The following is a 21,155-nucleotide window of genomic DNA, read 5'->3' on the forward strand; positions in this document are numbered from 1 at the left end:
TTGTTGCAAGGGGCGCCCCCATCGGCGTACGGCGGTGGCCGGCCGGGGTGCTCGGGGCTCAGCCCGCGAGGCGCTTCTTGACCTCCGCGGCGACGCGACCGCCCTCCGCCAGACCGGCCACCTTCGGGTTCACGATCTTCATGACCTGGCCCATGGCGCGCGGGCCCTCGGCGCCGGCCGCCTTCGCCTCCTCGACCGCCTGCGCGACGATCTGCCGCAGCTCGTCGTCGGAGAGCTGCTTGGGCAGGTACTCGGCGAGGACCTCGCCCTCCGCCTTCTCGCGCTCGGCCGACTCGGTACGGCCGCCCTGCGCGAAGGCCTCGGCCGCCTCGCGGCGCTTCTTCGCCTCCTTGGCGATCACCTTCTGCACCTCGTCGTCGGAGAGTTCGCGCTTCTGCGTACCCGCGACCTCCTCCTTCTGGACGGCGGCGAGGGTCAGCCGGAGCGTCGAGGAACGGAGCTCGTCGCGCCCCTTGATCGCGGCGTTGAGGTCTGCCTGCAGCTTCGACTTGAGCGTGGTCATGGGGTCGATTGTCGCAGGTGTGGTGCGGCGGACGCCCATGGATTTCGGCGGGCGGCTCCAGCAGGATCGTCCGCGGGCCGTCCGTGGGGTGTCCGCGGGTTGTCCGTGGACCGCGCACGGGCCGCGCACGGGCCGTCCGTGGGTTTCCGGGTGTCCAGGGTCTGACACGATGGGCGTATGCGCGCGCGATACGGAGTACCACTGGGAATCGCGGCGGCTGGTGCCGCCGGTCTGCTCTACTCGGCGGGGTTCGAAGCCCGCTCGTTCAGACTGCGGCGGGTGACGGTCCCGGTGCTGCCCCCCGGGATGCGACCGCTGCGCGTGCTCCAGGTCTCCGACATCCACATGGTGAGCGGGCAGCGCAAGAAGCAGCGCTGGCTGCGCTCGCTGGCCGGGCTGCGCCCCGACTTCGTCATCAACACCGGGGACAACCTCTCGGACCCCGAGGGCGTACCGGAGGTCATGGACGCCCTCGGCCCGCTGATGGAGTTCCCCGGCGCGTACGTCTTCGGCTCGAACGACTACTACGGGCCCACGCTGCGCAACCCCGCCCGCTATCTGCTGGAGAAGACACAGGGCCGGCACGGGCTGAACGGCAACGCGCCCGCCGTCAACGTCGTCCACAACCCGTGGGAGGAGCTGCGCGACGGCTTCGACGCGGCGGGCTGGCTGAACCTGACGAACGTCCGGGGCTCGCTGAAGATCGACGGCTTCGAGATCGAGCTGACCGGGCTCGACGACCCGCACGTCAAGCGCGACCGGTACGCGCGCGTGGCGGGCGGCCCGTCCGAGGCGGCCGACCTCTCCCTCGGCATCGTGCACGCGCCGTACCTGCGGGCACTGGACGCCTTCACCGCGGACGGCTACCCGCTGGTCCTGGCGGGCCACACGCACGGCGGGCAGCTGTGCATCCCCTTCTACGGCGCCCTGGTCACCAACTGCGACCTGGACACCGACCGGGTGAAGGGCCTGTCCACGTACACGGAGGAGGAGTCGGGCCTGACGTCCTACCTGCACGTGTCGGCGGGCTGCGGGACGAGCAGGTACACCCCGGTACGGTTCGCGTGCCCACCGGAGGCGACGCTGCTGACGCTGACGGGGCGGGATTCGGCGTAGCCGGTCGGGGGCTTGTCGGGGCCGGTCGGGGGCTGTGCAGCGGGGTTGGGCCTGGCCGGGGGGCTGTGCAGCGGGACTGGGCCGCTCCGGGGTCCGCGTAGCGGGGCCGGACCTGGCCGGGGGGCCGCTCCGGGGTCCGTGTAGCGGGGCCGGACCTGGCCGGGGGTCCGCGTAGCGGTGGGAGGCGGACGAGGCCGGACCCACCCGTCCGGTTCAATCCACCTCGCCCCTTTTATGCACCCCTCCTAGCGTGAGGGGATGACCACCCCCATACCTGCGGACATCCCGGACATCCCCAGGATCCCCGGCATAGCCGCCAGCGCCGCCGCCTCCGCCGTCCCCGTCGTGCCCGCGTACGCGGTGGTCCCGCGCGTACGCCGCCCCCTGGTCGCCGCCTTCCGCCTCCTCGTCGCCCTGGCCACCGCCGCGGGCGTGGCGCTCGACCTGCTCCTGGGCGACCCGCTGCGCGTCCTGAGCTACGCCACGGTCCTGAGCAGCGTCCTGGTGGCCGCGGTCTTCACCGTCTCGGCCTGGCGGGCGTGGAAGGCCCGCCACCCGCTGCGGCCGTCCGTCACCGCCTGCACCCTGCTGTACGCGGTCGGGACCGGCCTGCTCTACCACCTGATCCTCGCCGACGACGCGACCGTCTTCTCCATGACGGGCGACGCCACGGCGCTCACCGGCTGGCACGCGGTCACGAACCAGCTGCTCCACACGGTGATCCCGGTGGCGGTCGCGCTGGACTGGCTCCTGCTGACCCGCCCGGGGGCGCTGCGCCTGCACAGCGCGGCCGCCTGGATGATCCTCCCGGTCGCGTACCTGGCGTACACGGTGACCCGGGGCCTGCTCCTCCCCGCCGGCACGACGGCCCGCTACCGCTACCCCTTCCTCGACGTGTCCGAGCACGGCTTCGTCGAGGTCCTGGGCAACGCCACGATCCTCGGCCTCGCCTGCTACGCCCTGGCCGTCCTCCTCGTCGCCCTGGACCACATCAGGCCCGGCCCACGCCGCCACCGCGCCCCGGAAAACCGGATTTCGTCTCCGGCCACCGGTGGGCTAAAGTAAACGACGTCGCCACGGCACACCACGAGAGTGGCCACCGCAGCGACATCGGGGTGTAGCGCAGCTTGGCAGCGCGCTTCGTTCGGGACGAAGAGGTCGTGGGTTCAAATCCCGCCACCCCGACGCTGGTCAGAGGTCCAATCGCTTGATCGCGATTGGGCCTCTGTCGTGCTTGGGGGGCCAAATAGAGGGCCACCCGAAGTTGATCAAACAGTCAGCTGACTCTCTGGATCTTTGCGGAGTCCAGCGCTTCAGACTCCCAGACGTCGGCCAGAGTCGCAGCGGCCCTGCCCTGACAAGCGCTCAGTTGCGACCCAACCTGCGTGATGCCCGACAGACTGCTCCACCCAGTGAAGTACCTGATGTCGCGGCGAGCGGGAGGCATCATCCGGAGTGGGAAGAGGCAGACACCTTCGGTGAAGCTGTCTGCCTAGTGACGCTGCGCGCGTCTTGAACATGTGCGCACCGAGTGAAGCGAATTCAGAGTATGCCTTCACACACATCTGTTGCGCGAATTGCACTCACCAATCCAACTCCGTAGGTAGCCTGACTTTCCTTCAGTAGTTCACACACCCTCGAATCCGTGAAAACGGAGTAAATGTATTCACTCCATGCGGCCCAGTCATCGCACGATGCGACACCCATTTTCCCTGTCTCACGCAATTCTAAATGCCGATCTTCCGGTGCACAGTCCACCAATCCGGGCAACATTTCATACAGGTAGTCTACGTAAGCCAGATCCCACACTAAAGCCATCGCAACTTGCTCACGCTCCACCTCATCCTTGATTTCTTCAAGCGGTGTCCCGCGAAATATGTGACCAGTAATTCGCGAGTTCTCTTGCGACGCGAGCCATTCCTTCCGGTCCAACAGGCGCTCATACGTGGCATCTAGCCTCTGCGCCGCCCCCTGATTCGCTGCTTCAGCGCTTTGCTTGGCAGCCTCTTTACTCTGCTTTACTGCCTGCTCAGCCTGCTCATTGGCGGCAACCGTTTGCATAGCCAACACAAACAACGTCACGAGCGTTAAAACCCCGACAAGGATTTCAATTCCGAACTTCCAACGATCAATTACGGAAAGTGAGCTACCAAGCGTCGGGGCAGGGGTGCGGGATGGACCGGGAGTCGGCGTGGGGAGGGGGGCCGGCCTTGGTTCAGGGGACGGTGTGGGGTCAGGAGCGCCCGAAGGGTTTGGAATCGTCATTTGCCAGTACCTTCCCAGCCGTCGGAACAGCAAGGAAATCATAAGGCTGACCAAAACTTCCCAGGAAGGTTAACAAGCTCTTAGGTCTCTTACTTCATGCGTCTACCGACCGGCAGCAAACACAGGGACAACAGTTGCGTTCCTGAACGCGTTTGGATCCCTCCCACAGCACCAACGCACGATTCACTTCCTAAGGAGTGAAAATTTGATCAGTTCCGTAAGTAACTGAAGGAGGGGTTACGCAAATCGAAACAGATTACGCGATGATTCCGCCATCCCGAGTCGAAGCGAAGATGTCGTCCATCACCTCAGCGCCCCTCGTGATGACAGGCCGAAGCTGTTTGCGGTAAACAGACTCAGTAGTGACCTGGCTGCTATGCCCGACCAAAAGGGCGATGGTTTTCAGCGGGATACCGTGGTCCGAGAGCAGGGACACGAAGCTGTGCCGGAGCTCCCGGGGGCCCACTCAGGCTTCAGTCCGGCTTTCTTCACGATGGCCTTGAAGTCTCGCCGAACGTTGGCCGCGTCGAGCGCCTCACCGCTCCGGGTGGTGAAGACACGGCCGGCCGGGCTCCACTCCATCCCTTTCGACGCTCGCTCCCGCTTCTGCCATCGCCTGTGCTCTTCGAGGACGTCGACCACCTGCTTGGGGAGAGCGATGGTCCGGCGGCTCTTCCTGGTCTTCGTCTCACCGTGCTTGCGTACCGAGCGCCATACCGCGACGTGCGGCGGGATGCCGTCCGTCGCTTCCAGGAAGACGTGGTCCCAGGTGAGGGGTCGCGCCTCTTCCGTGCGCACGCCGCTGAGGAGCGAGAGCACAAGGTAGGCGTACAGACGTGACGGTCGCGCGGCGATGAGCACGGCTTTCGCCTGCTCCAGGTTCGCTCCAGGTTCAGCGCCTTGCTCGGACAGCCGGGGCGTCCCTCCGGTGCGGTGACGAGTAGAGCGACGTTCCGCGCGGCCTTGGCTCGGCGCTGGGCGTGCGCGATGGAACAGCGCAGGACGGCGAGCAGGTCGCGCAGGCTTCGCGTCGCGAGCAATTCCGCCCTGCCGTCCAACCAATCGTCCACGTCGTCCGCGCTGAGTTCCTTCAGCTTGGCTTTGCCGATGAAAGGAATCAGGTGCTTGTACGCCATCGAGCGGTTCTTGCCGATGGTGCCTTTCTCGTCGCGCCCCTTCAGTCCGCGCTCCAACCAGTCGTTCACCGCGTCGGCAACGGTGTAGTTGGCCGGCTCCTTGACGCCGGTCTGCATCTCCTTCTTCAGATCCCGGATCTTCTGGCGGACCTCGGTTTTGGTCTTGCCGTACACCTTCGGTCGACGGCGCTTGCCGTTCGGGGCATACCCCAGGGAGACGGCCCCCACGAAACTCTTCTTGGCCGGGTCCCAATAGATGGTGTCCGCGCCGTGGCCAGCCCTTTGGGCACGCTTCGGGGTCTCACTCATCTTCTGTTGTGCCTCCATAGGACAGGGCCGCGCCCTGAAGGACGCGGCCCTGCGGAATTCGGGTGTTGGGAAGTTCAGGCGGTGGCTTCTGCCTCGCGCTTGAGGAGTTCGACGTACCGCTCGATGTACTCCGGCGGCACGAGACGGCGACGGCCGATGCGGACGGTCTGAAGTCGTCCGAGGCGTATCTCCTCGTAGACCATCGAGCGTCCGATCCTGAGAGCCTTGGCCGCCTCCTCGGGGCGGTAGAGAAGCTGTTCGGCAGGTTCAGCAACGGTGGCCATGCGGCGGTGCCTCCTCGGCAGGGCTCCGGGGGCGGTGACCCCCTTCCTGTCAGGTCCGCTACTTCCGCTACCTCCGCTACCTCCCTGGTCAGGGGCATGATCCAGGTAGCGGATAGGGGTAGCGGTAGCGGATGGAGCCGCTACCGGCCTGTGGTTCGTGACCGCGGGGCGGGTAGCGGATGGGGTGTTGCGGTAGCGGATGCGGAGCGGCTTGCCGCTACCCGGGAACCGCGTCTGAGCTGCCCGGTAGCGGAGGTAGTGGAAGTAGCAGACTTTCAGCAGGGGGAGGGCAGTAGCGCTGCCACGCGTCGTGAAGGTCGCTCGCGTAGTAGCCCTTCATGACGCTGCCCCCTGCCTTGATGTTGCGGGCCGCGATGGGGGCGTTGTCCGCCGTCATGTACTCGCGCAGCATCCGAGACAGCCCGCGGGCGTCGAGCGGCTTGCCGCTCATGTCCGCCCACGGTGCCTCTTCGAGGCTGTGCAGCCTGTCGAGGATGGCGACGGTGGGCAGGCGGTCGATGCCGTTGAACACGTAGTCGCGCAGGTCCGTGAGCAGGCGGATGCCGATGCTGCCCTTGTCGCTGGTCTTGGCCGCGTTCACCAGCTCGATGCACGCGGTGCGGGCCCGCTCCGGCCACGTACCGCCCGCAGCGTCCGCGATGGCGAGCAGGGGTTCCCACACGTCCGCGGGCCGGTCGCTGATGCCCTCCGGGAGTTCCGGGAACACTCCGTCGACCAGGTGGCGGACGGACTGTGCCCATGCGGCGAGCCGGTCGCGCAGCGCGTGGCCCTCCTTCTCGTGGATGCGCTGCCGGAACGGCTCGACCTGCTCGTTCGGTGCGCGGCGGCGCATGCGGACGATGACCGAGCGAGTCAGGATCGTGTCCGGCAGCGAGCCGAGACCGGCGACCGCGACCCCGCAGAACGACGGGAACTCCTGTACCTGCTGGTTGGAGCCGTCGCCCACGCACCGCCACATGACGCCGGAACGGCGGTGCCCGGCGTTGAGGAACCCGCGGAGCTGTTCGTTCTCTCCGGCCTTGGGACCGAAGACGGTATCGATCTCGTCAAACAGGATGGTCGGCCGTCCCTCCATCCCGGACACGGCGCGGAAGAGCGCGGAGGCCGAGGCGTTGACCGCGACCATCGGTTGCGGCACGAGGGTTTCCACGATCTCCAGCGCTCAGGACTTGCCGGAGCCAGGCTCCGGCGACAGGAACGCGAGCCGCGGTGTGGAGTCGAAGCAGTCGAGCAGGTGCGCGTGTGCGTCCCACAGCGTCACGGCGACGTACGCAGCTTCGAGGGGGAAGATGTTGAAGCGTCGGTGGAAGGCTTCCACCTCGTCGAGCAGGGCGGAGCCGTCCATGGCGGGTGCCGGCAGGTTGGTGCTAGGTGTGTCCGTGCTGAGGCGACCCGGCGCCTTGGCATTCACCGGGGCTTATGTTTGCAGTCCCATTTGCTCTCGTGGTCGTGAGCCGGCTTGGAGAGAGTCATACGCTCCTCGCCGAGCAGCGCGCAGTTCAAAGGCACTCTGAGCGCGTACTAAGGGATTTTCATGCAGCCTGGATGGATATAGATCAGACGATTGAGCAGTTTCGCACGCTGGCCGCGGCTCACGAAAATCCAGGGCTCCGAGAAAGCGGAAGCATGTCGCTCGACTTCTGGCGAACACTCGATAATATATTTAATTTCGTCGGGGAGGAGAGGTTGCGCGCCATGAAGGAGCAGTGGAAAACTCTTCGTGATGAGGTACGACCACGTCGCCTGGAGGTCGAATCTCGTTGGGATTTTGATCAAATGCTCGTCCATGAGGAGCATTTTGTGCAATTTTGCGAGATTTACCAACGGTTAGGCAACGCTGCCAGCCGGGCATGTAACTCTCCTCATCATACAAATTACCTGACCTTAAGAACGAACTTTCGCGAACTCACAGAGAGCGCCATTACCACTTGGCGCTCTATCGAGACCACATATCCGTCCTTCGGGATCGTTCGCGCATAGCTCGCGGGAGTCTGGCAGCACGCATGCTCCTGTGAGCCGCTCGGACGGCGACAGCCACGCTTGAGATCGTCACGTCTTCCGCCAAAGCGCAACATAGGGGCGCCGACCTTGCGGTCGGCACCCCTATGCGCTGAAAGCCGCTAGCCAAGCGCCAAACTGCGCTCAATATCGCTGATCTTCCTGTACATCCGCATGTGCCCCGGAATACGTTTGAAGCCGTACCGGTCATAGAACGCGGCAGCTTCCTCATCGAGGGCATCGACAATGACGAATCGAGCTGCTACGCGTTGAACCGCAGCGACGACTTGCCCCATGGCGTCGGCAAGAAGTACGCCACCTAGGCCTTGGCCTTGCAGCGTCTTGTCGATCGCCAGTCGAGCCAACAACACAGCCGGCATCTGCTCCGGGGATCCCCGGCCCAGCTTCGGTGGTAGTGCTTGTTTCTCCACCACGTGTCCCGCCAACGAGTAGTAGGCGACCACATGAGGGTCAGTCAGAGCACACCATACGAACGTGCTAGCCGTCCGGTTGCTCTGACAGTGTCTCGCTGAGTTCATCAGCCAGTCGTTCAGCGCAACTTTCCCACAGTCGAACGACTCCAAGACATGTTGCTCGCTGAGCGATTCCGATTCGTACACGAACTCGGCCCTATGCCTTCCTGATGATCTCCCGAGCCCGGGCTGCCGCCTTGGACAAAGCCGCGTTTGCTTCATCCGGCTCATTCAACGAAGCAACCATTGCCTCGTAGAAATCAGGCGGCACGACCGTCACTTGCTCGCGACGCAACTGGTCTTGCGCTGCCTGCCTTACGGCTTGCAAGACAAAACCCGTAGTCGTTACGTGGCTGCTCTGTGCGGCCCGCTCGATCAACTTCTTGTCTTCTTCTGGAATGCGGATCTCAAGACGGGTTGTGCTAGTACGGTTGCTTTCCTTACGGCGACTGGTCCGTTCCTTGGTCTTTCGTTCCTGTGTCTCGTTCATGGGAAGGGTCTCCATCTGGCGAGCCCCGCTGAAAGGGAGGTCGGTGAATCCTCACTTCTTCGGACAGGCGGGGCTCACCACTAGAGGCGGCTCTCTGCTTCCGACAAGGTAGAAAGAGCCACCCTGGGTGGTGGGTCCAGTTAGGGCGGCTCTCCACTTCGGCCAAGATAGAGAGAGCCGCCCTGCGGTGGTGTACGTACAGTGTCCGTACACCTACCGGGTAGTGTCAAGGCGGCCACTCGTCCGGCAGGCGACAGAAGGCGTTGAGAGCGCCACGGGTTCGCCCCCCTCGCGCCTTGCGACTTCCCTGGTCATAGGACACATGAGCCGAGGAAAGGTACGCCGACCAGGGGGCCAAACGGGGGCCAAATGAAGCAGCCACACCGAGACCGCATCGGACGCTAGTGGACAGTGCTGGAGCCGAGAGAGCACGTCAACAGTCCGAGGCGGAGGTCACGAAGGCTCTGATCGCGTTCGGGACGAAGAGGTCGTGGGTTCAAATCCCGCCACCCCGACAGCCGTAAGACCAGGTCAGGGGCTTGATCCGCTTAGCGGGTCGGGCCCCTGAGTGGTTTCTTGAGGGCATTTGGGAGAAAGCCGGGAGAAGGCCATGGCCATATTTCCCGGTGGGTGACCGACGCGGTCGCCTGAAGTGCGGTAACCAAGGGAACTCGGACCTGGCGTTCGTGGATCCGCTCCGGTAGTCGGACCGGAACACCATGCCGGCCCCCTCAACCGCCCCTAGGATCACGACACATGGCAAGCCATCACTCAGCGCGTCCCCATGATCACGCCGCAGCACTCGCCCAGCATGTGCGAGCGCTGCGCGAGGGGCGAGGGTGGTCGCGGGAACGGCTTGCCAAAGAGGCCGGCATCGCCGTGGGAACGCTGGCCCGTCTGGAGAGCGAGGGAGCGATCCAGCCAGGTTTTTTCACCGTCGGAGCCGTTGCCGAAGTACTTGAGGTCCCCCTGGACGAACTTTTCCAGGAGGCCAAGGTCGCTCCCGGCCTCTGGTCCGCCGGGTACGAAGGCCGGGACATCGACTCGTTCGTCGCCTCTCTCCTCGACAGCCGTATCGATGTCGTGGCGGACGTACGGCTCACGCCGATCAGCCGCAAGAAGGGCTTCAGCAAGACGCGACTCGGGCAGGCACTCGCCGAGGCCGGCATCACGTACACCCACCTGCGTGGCCTGGGCAATCCCAAGGACAACAGGGCGCCGTTCTGGGAGGGCCGCCTCGACGTGGGGCGGGCCCGGTTCCGCGGGGTGCTGCGGTCCGAGGAAGCGCAGACCGATCTTGAACGTCTTACGGAGCATGCCCGGCAGTCCCGGGTCGCGGTGCTGTGCTTCGAGAAGGACGAAAGCCGCTGCCACCGACAGGTCGTCCTGGAGACGGTCCGTAAGCGGGCAGACGTGCCCGTCGTTCCCCTGGCCTGACTTCGCCCTTCGTCCCCGTATGCGCCCTTGCCGGTGGCGCATGCCTCTCCTCCAATCGGATCGGGAGATCTGTGGAGGGGGCAACCATGGGATCGGGGATTTGGCAGCGCGCACGGATCATGATCACGGTCAAGACCTATCCGGAACTGTCCACGAAGTACCACGAGACAAGCTGCGTGGCCGGCATACGGCTCGACCAAGGGACACCCCAGCATGTGCGGCTCTTCCCGGTTCCGTTCCGCTCTCTGAGCGAAGAGAGCCAGTTCGCCAAGTACTCGATCGTCGAGGTCGACGTGCGGCGACACCATGGGGACCGCCGTCCCGAGAGCTGGCGTCCCAACCTGCACACACTCAAGGTCATCGAACGTCTCGGGACAGCGGACGGCTGGCACGAACGGTTCTCGCACGTGCGGCCCCTCGTGTCACCGTCCCTGTGCTCCATAAAGCGGGACCAAGAGCTTCGGGGGACGTCGCTCGGTGTCTTCCGCCCAGCGGAGTTCACCGGTTTCCGCTTTGCTCCTGCCGAGCCCTGGCCGGCTTCGAAGGCGGCCCTTGCAGATCAGCTGGATCTGCTCGCACAGGATCTTCGCCAACTGGAGTGGGTGCCGCTTGAGTTCCGGTACAGCTTCCGATGCGCGGACCAGGAGTGCGGTGGTCACGACATGGGGCTGAGGGACTGGGAGGCGGGCGAGTCGTACCGCAAGTTCTTTCGCCAGTACGGAAAGGACGGCGTGGAGGAGAAGCTTCGCGAGCGCTGGTTCGACCGGATGGTCACTGCGCAAAGGGCCGTCCACTGTTTCGTGGGGAACGTCGCAGCACGCCCCAAGACGTTCCTGCTGCTGGGCCTGCTTTATCCGCGACGGGATGTCGTCGAGAACTTCCAGGAAAGCCTGTTCGACCTGTGACGGTGAGTACGCAGGATGGGCCATCCGCCGCCGTCGTCCTCCGACCGCGGCCGTCAGCTCAACTCGCGTAGTGCAGAAGGGATTCGCTGCTCTGCCTGGCTGCGGGCGCGACTACGATCGCCGGTCATGGAATGGCTGGAGCGCACCGCGCAACTGAGGCAGTGGACCAGGAATGGGACCCGCGCTCCGCACAAGCCGTTGCTGTTGCTGTACGCCCTCGGTCGGTTCCAGCAGGATGCCTCCGGCGAACTGCGGTACAGCGCGGTGGAGGAGGATCTGCAGCGACTGCTGACCGAGTACGGTCCGCCGAACAGGACGACTCCTGCCTACCCGTTCCACCATCTGGTGAGCGACGGCGTATGGGAGGTACGCACCGATCGCGGCCCGGGCAGCCCCGGCACCGGGGTGCGTGAGTTGCGGACCGCGGTGGCTGCAGGGCGGCTGGCGCCTGAACTGCGGGCGGCACTGCGGCGTGAGCCGACGCTGCTCGGCCGGATGGCACGGGTCCTGCTCGACCTCCACTTCCCCCCGTCGCTCCACGCCGATCTGTGCGATTCCGTGGGCCTGGAGCTGGAGACGGCGGAGACCGGATCGTGGCAGCTCCCGGACGCCGTGCGGAGGCGGCGGGATCCGCGGATGCGGGAACGGGTCCTGACGGCCTACGAGTACCGGTGCGCCTTCTGCGGCTACGACGGCAGGATCGGCACGGTGCCGGTCGGGCTGGAGGCCGCGCACGTGCGCTGGTGGGCCTTCGACGGCCCGGACGACGTCGAGAACGGACTGTGTCTGTGCTCGCTGCACCACAAGCTCTTCGACATGGGCGTCCTCGGCATCGACGAAGACCACCGCGTCCTGGTCTCCCAGAGCTTCGTCGGCCACAGCCCAGCCGCCCGCGAGCACGTCATCGCGCTCGCCGACCGACCACTCGTCGGACCTCAACCGGGCGCCCACCCTGTCGCCGCGATCCACCGCGCCTGGCACACCAGCCAGGTCTTCCACGACAGCCCACGCCCCTCCACCGCCGCCTGATCAACGAGCGTCGACAGCGCGCCCACTGGTAAGCGGTGCGATACGGCGAGTATGGTTTCTTCTATGGCGACGAAAAAGGTGACCGTCACGATCCCCGAGGATCTCCTTGACGAGATCCGCGCGGAAGCGGCAGAGCGGGGCCTGTCGGCGTACGTCGCCGAGGCACTGCGCTTCAAGCGCGACCGGGACCGTCTTCGGGAACTGGCCGACTGGCTGCAGGAAGAACATGGTCCCGTGACTGAGGACGAGCATGCGGCGGCGCTCGCCGAACTGGAGGATCTCGACGCCGAACACGAGCGGCGCCGCGCCTCCGGGCAGCACGACCGCGGAGAGGCTGCGTGAAGAAGCGAGCCGGTGAGCACGGGCAGAGGCCGCTCCGTGTCTTCGTCCTGGACTGTGGAGCTCTTTCGCTGGCAGTACGCGGTGATCGGAACATGATCACCTGGCTCGACCTCGCAGCGCGAGGTGAGGCCGAAGTGGTGACGTCACCGATGACCCTGGTCGAGGCCTACGACGGCAGAACCACCGAACAGCGCTGGGACTGGGTACTGTCCCGGCTCCAGGTCGTCGACATCGGGAAGGACGAGGCCCGCCAGGCACGCCGGCTCCTGGCCGATGCCGAGTTGCACGGCCACAAGTACGCGATCGACGCCGTGCTCGCCGTGATCGCGCGACAGCAGAAGGGGCGGGTCACCGTCTTCACCTCGGACGTCGGCGACCTGGAAAAGCTGGTCCCGGACACGGTCGTGGTCAAGAAGGTATGACCCGACCCGCACCTCTCAGGAGTCTCGCCGCCCGGGCCCAGCTGGGGTGCCGGTCCGTCGCGTCCGTGACCAGCAGCTTGCCCTTGGTCGCCGGTGCAGGCGTTGGCAGGATGCGCCGTCATGGGAGCGAGAGATGACAGTGACGAGGCCTATGTCGTCGGGCTGTGCGATCTGGTCCTCGGTGAGCGGGCCCTGACGCAGCACACGTTCGACTGGCTGCTGGGGGATCCCGGAGCGGGCGGTCGGCGCGTCAGGTTGCCGGTCGATGCGTACTGGCCGGGTCACGGGCTCGTGGTCGAGTACCGCGAACTGCAGCACGACCGGCCAGTACCCCACTTCGACAAGCCGGACCGGCTCACCGTCAGCGGTGTTCACCGCGGGGAGCAGCGGGCCCTGTACGACGCCCGGCGGGAGGTGGAGATTCCCGCGCACGGGCTGCGGCTGGTCGTCGTGCGGCCCGCCGATCTCCCTGCCGACGGCCGCGGACGGCTGCGGCGCAGCGAGAAGGCCGACCTCGCCGCGCTGAGGAAGCTCCTGTCCCACGACGGCGGCCGTCGCGCGAGCGACGAGGACCGGGTCGTCGGCGCCTTCCGGACCTGGCTGCTCGCCGAGGGCTGGACGCCGGTCGATCCCACGGACCGGTGGACCGACCTGGAGGCCGTACGCGGCGACGAGCGGCTGGTCTGTGAGGCCAAGGGGCGCACCAGCGACCCGGGCATCGACGCCGACACCGCCTACGGGCAGCTGTTGCGGCGCATGACGAGCCAGGACCCCCGTACGCGCTACGCGCTCGTCGTGCCGTCCTCGTCGGTCAAGGCCGCAGAACGCGTTCCGCTCCATGTCCGGCAGTTGCTGCGCATCGACGTGTACGAGGTGACGGACGACGGGCGGGTGCGCCGGCTCCACCCGGCCGGATGACCCGGTCGTCCCGGCGCCCGGTCAGATCGGGACCGCCACCCCCGTGAACGTCGTCTCCGGGGTCTGAGGGCTCGTGAAGCGGGCGTTGACCAGGTACAGGCGGTTGGCGAAGCGGGCCGCTGTGGTGGGGACGTCGAAGCGCGGGTCCGTGATCGTGCCGGTCAGGGTGGCCAGGGTCGACGACCGGTTCAGGTGGAACACGCTGATCACGTTCAGGCGGTTCTGGACCACGTACAGGGTGCGGCCGATGCGGTAGAGGCCGTCGCCGTTCACGACGTCCGGTGCGCCGATCAGGGTGATGCGGGTGGCGTGGCCCGTCCGGATGTTCACCTTGTACAGCTCTCCCGGGGTGCTCTTGACCACGATGAGGGCTCGGCCGTCGGGGGTGCCCACGATGCCGTTGGCATTGTTGACGTCCGGGAGCTGGACCCAGTCCCCGGTGAGCGGCAGGGTGCGTACCGCTCCGGAGCGGCCCCTCGGGACCCCGTACAGCGCCGCCGCGCGGGAGTCCGTGAACCATGCACGATCACTCAGCAGCGTCACGTCGTTGATGAAGTGGCCGGTGGCTTCCGTCAGTTGGTGTGTTGCCACGACATCCCCCGTGCGGGAGTCGTGTGTACGGGCCACTCCCGTGTTGCCCGCCACGTACAGCAGGCCGTCGTGGTCGAGCTTCAGGCCGACCGCCACCAGGCCGGCGGCGCCCGCGAAGAGGGTTCTGCCCTCGCCCGTACGCAGGTCCGTGCGGTGGATCGCGCCGTTCGCGCGCGAGCCCATGTACGCGTACGGCTTCCTGCCGATGGCTATCCCTTCGGGGAGGAAGCCGTCGGGGAGGGGGAACTCCGTCGGCCAGGTGGCGGGCGAGTTCGACGCGGCCGCGTTCACCGTTCCTGTCCCCGTCGCCACCGTGAACGCGGCGAGCGCCGCGCCGCCCAGCAGCGTGCGGCGTGAGGGGTGTTCGCGGGTCGTGCGGATCGAGTGGGTCATCGTTCCTGGCCTCCTTGGAGGGTCTGAGAACTTCAACTCCGTACGTGCCGTGCCTTCATCCTGGCTCAACCTCGCCCCACCCATCCCGCCCGTGCCCCGCATCGACAGAGGATCGACAGCTTGACGGTCCCCCTGCGGGTACACGACTGCGGGTACACGACGCCTCAGCCGTTCCAGCTCTCGTCGTACGGGTCGCGGGGCGCCTTGATCGGCTTGGCCTCCGTGACGTCCAGGAACGGGATGACCCCCTCGTTCACCGGGTCCTTCGTCCGCTTCCCGGTGTACGTGCCCGTGACCTCCAGCCAGGTGTCCGGGCGCAGGACCGTCGGGGTGTGGCCGGTGAGGCCGATCTTCACCGGCTGGGCGTCCGCGGCACAGCAACTGAGCGCCATGCGCACCAGATAGGGCGTGCCGTTGCTGCCCATCGCCAGGAAGCCCGTCGTCGTGATCCGGCGGTCGGCGAGCGAGCGGCCGTGGTCGTACGCGGCCCGCCCCGCGTAGTCGACGAGGCTCAGACGGACGGTGTCCCCCTTGGGCAGGTCGGCGAACCCCCACGGCTGCTTCTGCAGGGCCGTCCCCGTGCGCATCGCGCTGTACGAGCCGAGCGCCGGCGGTGCCACCAGGACGAGGGCCAGGAGGGGGAGGGTCATGAGCCAGGCGATACCAGGTTCCCGGTGGGCGTGCGCATGAGGGCGGGGGTCGGAGTCGGGGTGGGTGTGGGGCTGTGTCCGGCGTTCGCGGTGGTCGTACCAGAGCGTCGCGACCGCCGTCGCGATCAGGACCACCCCCGCCGCCAGCAGCAACGGCCTCAACCCGGCCTTGACGTACCGCAGGTAGAGGTCGGTGAGGCCCGCGTGCAGGATCGCTCCGCCGGTGAGGAAGAGCACCGCTGCCTGTGCCTGGCGGTTCACAGGAGCACCGCCCCGACCAGGGACGACACCAGGACGGCCAGCGTGAAGGTGGCGGGCGCGAAGCGCAGGGCGAAACCGCGGCCGAACGTCGCCGTCTGCATCGCGAAGAGTTTCAGGTCGATCATCGGGCCGACGACCAGGAAGGCCAGCCGGGCCGTCAGGGAGAACTGGGTGAGGGACGCGGCCACGAAGGCGTCCGCCTCGGAGCAGATGGACAGGAGTACGGCCAGGACCGCCAGGGCGAGGATCGACACCACCAAGTTGTCGGCGGCGTAGCCGAGCCAGTCCGCCGGGACCACCGCCTTGAGCGTCGCCGCGGCCATCGCGCCGACGACCAGGAACCCTCCCGCGTGCATCACGTCGTGCCGTACCGACCCCCAGAACGCCGCCCCCTTGCCCTGGCCCTCCCAGGAGGGGCGCTCCGGCGGGCGCAGCCAGTCCGCGCGGCCCAGCCGGTGCCAGAGCCACCCCATCGCGCACGCCACCAGCAGGCTCGCTACGAAACGGGCCAGGACCATCCGGGGCTCGCCCGGGAAGGCGACCGCGGTCGCCGTCAGCACGATCGGGTTGATCGCGGGCGCCGACAGCAGGAACGCCAGCGCCGCCGCGGGCGTGACACCCCGGCGCACCAGCGCCCCGGCCACCGGCACGGACGCGCATTCGCACCCCGGCAGCACCGCTCCGGCCATGCCCGCGACCGGTACCGCGAGGGCGGGCCGCTTCGGCAGCGCGCGGGCGAAGAACGACGGCGGGACGAACACCGCGATGACCGCCGACAGCATGACGCCGAGTACCAGGAAGGGCAGCGCCTGCACGATCACCGCGACGAACACGGTCATCCAGCTCTGCGTCACCGGCGCGGACAGCGCCCCGCGGATGGGGTCCTGGAGCACCACGCCCGCGAGCAGCAACATGGTCAGGACGAGGGGGGAGTTGAACTGCCAGCCCTTCGGCCCACCGGCGTCCGCCGTCGTGCCGTCCGTAGCTTCCGCCATCGTGTCGGCCGTCGTTTCGGCCGTGGCTTGCGCCGTCGTGCCGTCCGTCTCGCGGTCCTCAACCCCGGGCGGTGCTGCGTCGGTTGTGGTCACGGGAGAGGTACCTCCGGTAGGGAAGGGCCGCGTCGGTGGATCGCCCTCCACCTTCAGTACGCCCGTTCCGGCACAGCTTCTCATCCCGATACGCCACCGGTTCCCGGAGCCGGTCACTCGCGGCGGGCCACCGTGCAACCGCCCGTACCCGTGAGGCAGTCTGTGCTGTTGTGGGGAGCCTTCCGAATCAGAGCGGGTCGAACGATCGCGGGCCGGACGATCGCGCCGCGCACATGGTGGTGTGCGGGGACGACGCTCTCGCGCACCGCCTGGCGGCCGAGCTGCGGGGCGTCTACGGGGAGCGGGTGACGCTGGTCGTGCCGTCCGCCGAGCGGACCGCGCGGCCCCCGGTCGTGGGACGGGCCCGCGCCTCGACCCTGCTCGACCGCGTGTCGGCCGCCATGACCCGGGCGGCGGCGGGCAACGGCGGCACCGCCGCGGGCGGAGGCAACAGCGGTAGCGGCGGCGGCAGTACCGGCAGTGGTCCCGAAGGGCCCCGTGCGGAACAGGTGGTGGAGGCCGCCGTACTGACCGAGGCCGTGCTCGCCGAGGCCGGGGTCGAGCACGCCCACGCGCTGGCCCTCGTCCATGACGACGACGAGACCAACATCCGCGCGGCCCTCATGGCCCGCCGGCTCAACCCGCGTCTGCGGCTGGTCATACGGCTCTACAACCGCCGTCTCGGCCAGCACATCGAGGCCCTGCTCGACCAGGCGTCCGCCCTGGCCATGGCAGGGATCGGGGAGGCCACGGGCTCGCCCGCGCCCGGTCTGCTCGACGCCTCCACGACCGTACTCTCCGACGCGGACACCGCCGCGCCCGCGCTGGCCGCCACCGCCGTGGCCGGGACCAGCAAGGTCGTACAGACCGACGGGCTGATGCTGCGGGCCGTGGAACGGCAGCCGCCTGGGCCGGGAGAGGTCGCCGACCCCGGGCTGTGCACCCTGGCCCTGCTCTCGGCGACCACCAACGACCCGGCGGGCGCGGACGGTTCGGAGAGCAGCGGGGAGCACGGGCCGCGGCTGCTGCCCGACGAGGCGTCCGTGGCCGCCGCGACCGGCCGCGGCACGATCGTCCTGGAGACCGTGTCGTACTCCGGTCCCCCGCTGCCCGCCGGACGCGGTGTCCTGCCGGGTGGCATGTCCATCGGGCTGCCCCTCGGCAGGCTGTTCTCGCGGCGGCTGCGCTGGTCCTTCGCCGGGCTGGTGGCCTGTGTGGTCGCGCTCGCGGTCGCGTCCATGCTCGTCACGGGCGCCCATCCCCTGCACGCCACCTATCTGACCCTCCTCGACCTCTTCGCGATCAACGATCCCGCGCTCGACGACCCGCTCGGCCGCCAGATCCTCCAACTCCTGTCCGGACTGGTCGGGTTGCTGCTGCTGCCCGTACTCCTCGCCGCCGTCCTGGAAGGCCTCGGTACGTTCCGCAGCGGGACGGCGCTGCGCAGGCCGCCCCGGGGCCTCTCCGGTCACGTCGTCCTCCTCGGAGTCGGCAAGATCGGTACGCGCGTCCTCGCCCGCCTTCGCGAACTCCACATCCCCGTGGTGTGCGTCGAGGCCGACCCCGAGGCGCGCGGTCTCGCGCTGGCACGCCGGCTGCGCGTGCCCGTCGTCCTCGGTGACGTCACCCAGGAAGGCGTCCTGGAAGCCGCCAAGATCCACCGCGCGCACGCCCTGCTCGCCCTGACCAGCGCCGACACCACCAACCTGGAAGCGGCCCTGTACGCCCGGTCCGTACGCCCCGACCTGCGCGTCGTCCTGCGCCTGTACGACGACGACTTCGCCACCGCCGTCTACCGCACCCTGCGCGCCACCCACCCGAACGCACTCACGCGCAGCCGCAGCGTCTCCCATCTGGCCGCGCCCGCCTTCGCCGGAGCGATGATGGGCCGCCAGATCCTGGGGGCGATCCCCGTGGAACGCCGGGTGCTGCTCTTCGCGGCCCTGGACGTCGCCGGGCATCCGCATCTGGAGGGCAGGACCGTCGCCGAGGCGTTCCGTGCGGGGGCGTGGCGGGTTCTCGCCCTGGACACGGCGGTCCTGGACACCACCGCGGGCCCGGGCGGACGCCGTACCCGTCCGCCGGCCGACCCCGCCCCACCCGCGCCGAACAGCCCCGCGGCCCCGGCCCCGGCCCCGTCTTCGGCCCCGCCTTCGTCGGCTCCGGACCGCGACCGCAACGGCTCGTCCCCCGACCGCCCGTCGGGCCTGGTCTGGGACCTGCCCCCGACCTACGTGCTCGGCTCCGGCGACCGTGTGGTCATCGCCGCCACCCGCCGGGGCCTCGCGGAACTGCTGGGACGGCGAACCCGGGAACGCACGACCGGCGGCGCCCCGTAACCGGGCCCGTGGCCGGACCCGTGGCCGGGCCTCGTAAGGGGCGCGGGGAACTGCGCGAGCAACCACGACGCACCCGCAGGTGTCACCGTGCTGCCCGCGGCAATCACTTGTGAACTGCTTTGAACCGCTTTGAACTGCGGTGATTCAAGGTTCGGCCGAACCACCGCCCCCTCTGGCCGGAGAGTTATCCACAGGCTGAGGGGCCCGTCAGCACGATGCCGTCCTGTGCGTGCACTATGGGGCCATGACTGAGAGCAACGGGGCCACCCCGCACGAGGGAACCATGCCCGAATGGGAGAAGCGCTTCCGGGCGCCGCGGGTGTCCTTGCCGGACTGGGCGGAGGACGCCCCGCACCGGTCCCTGTTCGTGTCCAACGCGACAGGGACGTACGAGTTGTACGCGTGGGACCGTGGGACGGGCGCCCAGCGCCAGGTCACGGACCGGCCCAACGGAACGACGGACGGGGTGCTGTCGCCCGACGGCGAGTGGATCTGGTGGTTCGACGACAAGGACGGCGACGAGTTCGGGATCTGGCGGCGCCAGCCCTTCACCGCCGGGGCGGACGGTGAAGGCGGCCCGGCCGGCACGGACGCACCCGCCGCTCCCGGCCTCGACCCCTCCTACCCCGCCGGACTCGCGCTCGGGCGGGACGGGCGGACGGCGATCGTCGGCAGATCGACCGACGAGGACGGCTCGACTATCTACGTCAGCCGCACCGGCGAGGACCCCGTCGAGGTCTACCGCCACCGCGAGTCGGCGGGAGTGGGCGACCTCTCGCACGACGGCACACTGATCGCGGTCGAGCACACCGAGCACGGCGACGCGATGCACTCCGCGCTGCGCGTGCTGCGGATGGACGGCTCGGCGGTCTCCGAGCTGGACGACACCAAGGGCGGCACGGCCGAGCTGGGTCTGGAGGTCCTGGGCTTCGCCCCGGTCGCCGGGGACACGCGGCTGCTCGTCGGACACCAGCGGCGCGGGCGCTGGGAGCCGATGGTGTGGGACGTGGTGTCCGGCGAGGAGACGGACCTGGAGCTGACCTCGCAGCTGGACGGCGACCTGAGCGCCGAGTGGTATCCGGACGGCTCCGCTCTGCTCGTCGTCAACAGCTTCGAGGCGCGCAGCGAACTGTGGCGGTTCGATCTGGCCACCCGCGAGCTGGAGCGGGTGCCTACGCCCAAGGGCTCGGTGTCGGGCGCGACCGCCCGCCCCGACGGCAGCGTGGAGTACCTGTGGTCGTCCTCCGCCGAGGCGCCGGTGGTCCGTTCGACGTCCGGCGAGGTCGTCCTCGACCCGCCCGGTATGAAGGCACCGCGGTCGGTGCCCGTCGAGGACGTGTGGGTGACGGGTCCCGGCGGCCGTATCCACGCCCTCGTGCAGCGGCCGGCCGGAGCGAGCGGTCCCCTTCCGACCGTCTTCGACATCCACGGCGGCCCGACCTGGCACGACAGCGACTCGTTCGCGGCGGGCCCGGCGGCCTGGGTGGACCACGGGTACATGGTGATCCGGGTCAACTACCGGGGCTCCACGGGATACGGGCGGGAGTGGACGGACGCCCTCAAGCACCGGGTCGGTCTGATCGAGCTGGAGGACATCGCGGCCGTCCGGGAATGGGCGGTCTCCTCCGGGTCCGCCGACCCGGACCGGCTGATCCTGACCGGCGGTTCATGGGGCGGCTACCTCACCCTGCTCGGTCTGGGTACGCAGCCCGAGGCGTGGGCGCTCGGTATCGCCGCGGTACCGGTCGCGGACTACGTGACGGCCTACCACGACGAGATGGAGGCCCTGAAGGCGATGGACCGCACGCTGCTCGGCGGCACCCCGGAGGAGGTTCCGGAGCGTTTCGAGGCGTCGTCCCCGCTGACGTACGTCGACGCGGTGAAGGCCCCGGTCTACATCTCCGCCGGGGTCAACGACCCGCGCTGCCCGATCCGTCAGGTCGAGAACTATGTGACCCGCCTGGCCTCGCGGGACGCGGACCACGAGGTGTACCGCTATGACGCGGGGCACGGTTCGCTGGTCGTGGACGAGCGGATCAAGCAGGTCCGGCTGGAGCTGGACTTCGCGGAGCGGCACCTGGGCGGCTGATCGCGCCGGGCCCTCGGGAGACGGGGCGGGCCGGGGCCGGGGCACCCCCCTCGGCCCGCTCCCCGCGAGGGCCCGT

The 21,155-nt window shown here is 68.2% G+C and carries 19 protein-coding genes, 1 tRNA gene and 3 pseudogenes; 12 read left to right on the top strand and 11 right to left on the bottom strand.

Annotated elements, in window-relative coordinates:
• Nucleotides 1-58: 58 nt before the first annotated feature.
• Complete coding sequence (locus ACFWGJ_RS20435; protein WP_387326363.1) at nucleotides 59-523, bottom strand: GatB/YqeY domain-containing protein; 465 nt, start codon at nucleotides 521-523, stop codon at nucleotides 59-61.
• 177 nt (nucleotides 524-700) lie between these two features.
• Here ACFWGJ_RS20435 and ACFWGJ_RS20440 point away from each other — a divergent pair, with 177 nt between their 5' ends.
• From ACFWGJ_RS20440 to ACFWGJ_RS20450, 3 genes are all read left to right on the top strand, one after another.
• Complete coding sequence (locus tag ACFWGJ_RS20440; RefSeq protein WP_387326366.1) at nucleotides 701-1,639, top strand: metallophosphoesterase; 939 nt, start codon at nucleotides 701-703, stop codon at nucleotides 1,637-1,639.
• A 258-nt stretch (nucleotides 1,640-1,897) separates the two neighbouring features.
• Nucleotides 1,898-2,704, top strand: coding sequence for a Pr6Pr family membrane protein (locus ACFWGJ_RS20445; protein WP_381832799.1), 807 nt, complete (start codon nucleotides 1,898-1,900; stop codon nucleotides 2,702-2,704).
• 46 nt (nucleotides 2,705-2,750) lie between these two features.
• Nucleotides 2,751-2,824: transfer RNA gene (locus ACFWGJ_RS20450), tRNA-Pro, on the top strand.
• 357 nt (nucleotides 2,825-3,181) lie between these two features.
• Here ACFWGJ_RS20450 and ACFWGJ_RS20455 read toward each other — a convergent pair.
• The 5 genes and pseudogenes from ACFWGJ_RS20455 to ACFWGJ_RS20475 form a co-directional block, all read right to left on the bottom strand.
• On the bottom strand, nucleotides 3,182-3,904 hold the full coding sequence (locus tag ACFWGJ_RS20455) for a hypothetical protein (RefSeq protein WP_387326369.1): 723 nt from the start codon (nucleotides 3,902-3,904) through the stop codon (nucleotides 3,182-3,184).
• A 256-nt stretch (nucleotides 3,905-4,160) separates the two neighbouring features.
• Nucleotides 4,161-4,765, bottom strand: a pseudogene (locus ACFWGJ_RS20460) (site-specific integrase).
• 251 nt (nucleotides 4,766-5,016) lie between these two features.
• Nucleotides 5,017-5,367 (bottom strand): annotated as a pseudogene (locus ACFWGJ_RS20465) (site-specific integrase); the annotation flags it as partial.
• Between the two features lie 56 nt (nucleotides 5,368-5,423).
• Nucleotides 5,424-5,633 (bottom strand): helix-turn-helix domain-containing protein, encoded by a 210-nt coding sequence (locus tag ACFWGJ_RS20470; protein WP_030235725.1) that lies wholly within the window; start codon nucleotides 5,631-5,633, stop codon nucleotides 5,424-5,426.
• A 217-nt stretch (nucleotides 5,634-5,850) separates the two neighbouring features.
• A pseudogene (locus ACFWGJ_RS20475) lies at nucleotides 5,851-6,999 on the bottom strand (DUF3631 domain-containing protein).
• A 200-nt stretch (nucleotides 7,000-7,199) separates the two neighbouring features.
• Here ACFWGJ_RS20475 and ACFWGJ_RS20480 point away from each other — a divergent pair.
• Complete coding sequence (locus ACFWGJ_RS20480; RefSeq protein ID WP_387326372.1) at nucleotides 7,200-7,634, top strand: hypothetical protein; 435 nt, start codon at nucleotides 7,200-7,202, stop codon at nucleotides 7,632-7,634.
• A 140-nt stretch (nucleotides 7,635-7,774) separates the two neighbouring features.
• On the opposite strand, the gene ACFWGJ_RS20485 is transcribed toward ACFWGJ_RS20480, so the two are convergent.
• Both ACFWGJ_RS20485 and ACFWGJ_RS20490 read right to left on the bottom strand, forming a co-directional pair.
• Complete coding sequence (locus tag ACFWGJ_RS20485) at nucleotides 7,775-8,356, bottom strand: GNAT family N-acetyltransferase (RefSeq protein WP_387326375.1); 582 nt, start codon at nucleotides 8,354-8,356, stop codon at nucleotides 7,775-7,777.
• Nucleotides 8,283-8,615: a DUF1778 domain-containing protein gene (locus ACFWGJ_RS20490; protein WP_381832613.1), complete on the bottom strand. Its 333-nt coding sequence runs from the start codon at nucleotides 8,613-8,615 to the stop codon at nucleotides 8,283-8,285. Before ACFWGJ_RS20490 ends, ACFWGJ_RS20485 begins: the two co-directional genes overlap by 74 nt.
• Before the next feature lie 756 nt (nucleotides 8,616-9,371).
• Between ACFWGJ_RS20490 and ACFWGJ_RS20495 the strand changes: the two genes are divergently transcribed.
• From ACFWGJ_RS20495 to ACFWGJ_RS20520, 6 genes are all read left to right on the top strand, one after another.
• Complete coding sequence (locus ACFWGJ_RS20495; protein ID WP_381832610.1) at nucleotides 9,372-10,052, top strand: DUF488 family protein; 681 nt, start codon at nucleotides 9,372-9,374, stop codon at nucleotides 10,050-10,052.
• A gap of 86 nt (nucleotides 10,053-10,138) precedes the next feature.
• The gene (locus ACFWGJ_RS20500) at nucleotides 10,139-10,957 is read left to right on the top strand and encodes a hypothetical protein (RefSeq protein WP_387326378.1); all 819 of its coding nucleotides are present in this window, start codon (nucleotides 10,139-10,141) and stop codon (nucleotides 10,955-10,957) included.
• 126 nt (nucleotides 10,958-11,083) lie between these two features.
• On the top strand, nucleotides 11,084-11,986 hold the full coding sequence (locus tag ACFWGJ_RS20505) for a phosphorothioated DNA-binding restriction endonuclease (RefSeq protein ID WP_387326380.1): 903 nt from the start codon (nucleotides 11,084-11,086) through the stop codon (nucleotides 11,984-11,986).
• Between the two features lie 63 nt (nucleotides 11,987-12,049).
• Entirely contained in the window at nucleotides 12,050-12,328 is a 279-nt protein-coding gene (locus ACFWGJ_RS20510) for a CopG family transcriptional regulator (RefSeq protein ID WP_387326383.1), read from the top strand.
• Complete coding sequence (locus ACFWGJ_RS20515; protein ID WP_387326386.1) at nucleotides 12,325-12,750, top strand: PIN domain-containing protein; 426 nt, start codon at nucleotides 12,325-12,327, stop codon at nucleotides 12,748-12,750. The genes ACFWGJ_RS20510 and ACFWGJ_RS20515 overlap by 4 nt, the downstream gene beginning before the upstream one ends.
• 120 nt (nucleotides 12,751-12,870) lie before the next feature.
• Nucleotides 12,871-13,668: a hypothetical protein gene (locus tag ACFWGJ_RS20520; RefSeq protein WP_387326389.1), complete on the top strand. Its 798-nt coding sequence runs from the start codon at nucleotides 12,871-12,873 to the stop codon at nucleotides 13,666-13,668.
• Between the two features lie 21 nt (nucleotides 13,669-13,689).
• Here the strand turns inward: ACFWGJ_RS20520 and ACFWGJ_RS20525 are convergent, their stop codons facing one another.
• The 3 genes from ACFWGJ_RS20525 to ACFWGJ_RS20535 form a co-directional block, all read right to left on the bottom strand.
• Nucleotides 13,690-14,652, bottom strand: a complete 963-nt coding sequence (locus tag ACFWGJ_RS20525) for an SMP-30/gluconolactonase/LRE family protein (protein WP_381832589.1) — start codon at nucleotides 14,650-14,652, stop codon at nucleotides 13,690-13,692.
• Between the two features lie 164 nt (nucleotides 14,653-14,816).
• Entirely contained in the window at nucleotides 14,817-15,563 is a 747-nt protein-coding gene (locus ACFWGJ_RS20530) for a TIGR03943 family putative permease subunit (RefSeq protein ID WP_387326393.1), read from the bottom strand.
• Complete coding sequence (locus tag ACFWGJ_RS20535; protein ID WP_387326412.1) at nucleotides 15,560-16,558, bottom strand: permease; 999 nt, start codon at nucleotides 16,556-16,558, stop codon at nucleotides 15,560-15,562. Before ACFWGJ_RS20535 ends, ACFWGJ_RS20530 begins: the two co-directional genes overlap by 4 nt.
• Nucleotides 16,559-16,884: 326 nt before the next feature.
• Here ACFWGJ_RS20535 and ACFWGJ_RS20540 point away from each other — a divergent pair, with 326 nt between their 5' ends.
• Together ACFWGJ_RS20540 and ACFWGJ_RS20545 are read left to right on the top strand one after the other, a co-directional pair.
• Nucleotides 16,885-18,990 carry an NAD-binding protein gene (locus tag ACFWGJ_RS20540; RefSeq protein ID WP_387326395.1) on the top strand — a complete coding sequence of 702 codons (2,106 nt, stop codon included), beginning with the start codon at nucleotides 16,885-16,887 and terminating at the stop codon, nucleotides 18,988-18,990.
• 244 nt (nucleotides 18,991-19,234) lie between these two features.
• Nucleotides 19,235-21,079 carry a prolyl oligopeptidase family serine peptidase gene (locus ACFWGJ_RS20545; RefSeq protein WP_387326398.1) on the top strand — a complete coding sequence of 615 codons (1,845 nt, stop codon included), beginning with the start codon at nucleotides 19,235-19,237 and terminating at the stop codon, nucleotides 21,077-21,079.
• Nucleotides 21,080-21,155: the final 76 nt, after the last annotated feature.

The organism is Streptomyces sp. NPDC060205, assembly GCF_042728395.1.
Taxonomy (GTDB): Bacteria; Actinomycetota; Actinomycetes; order Streptomycetales; family Streptomycetaceae; genus Streptomyces.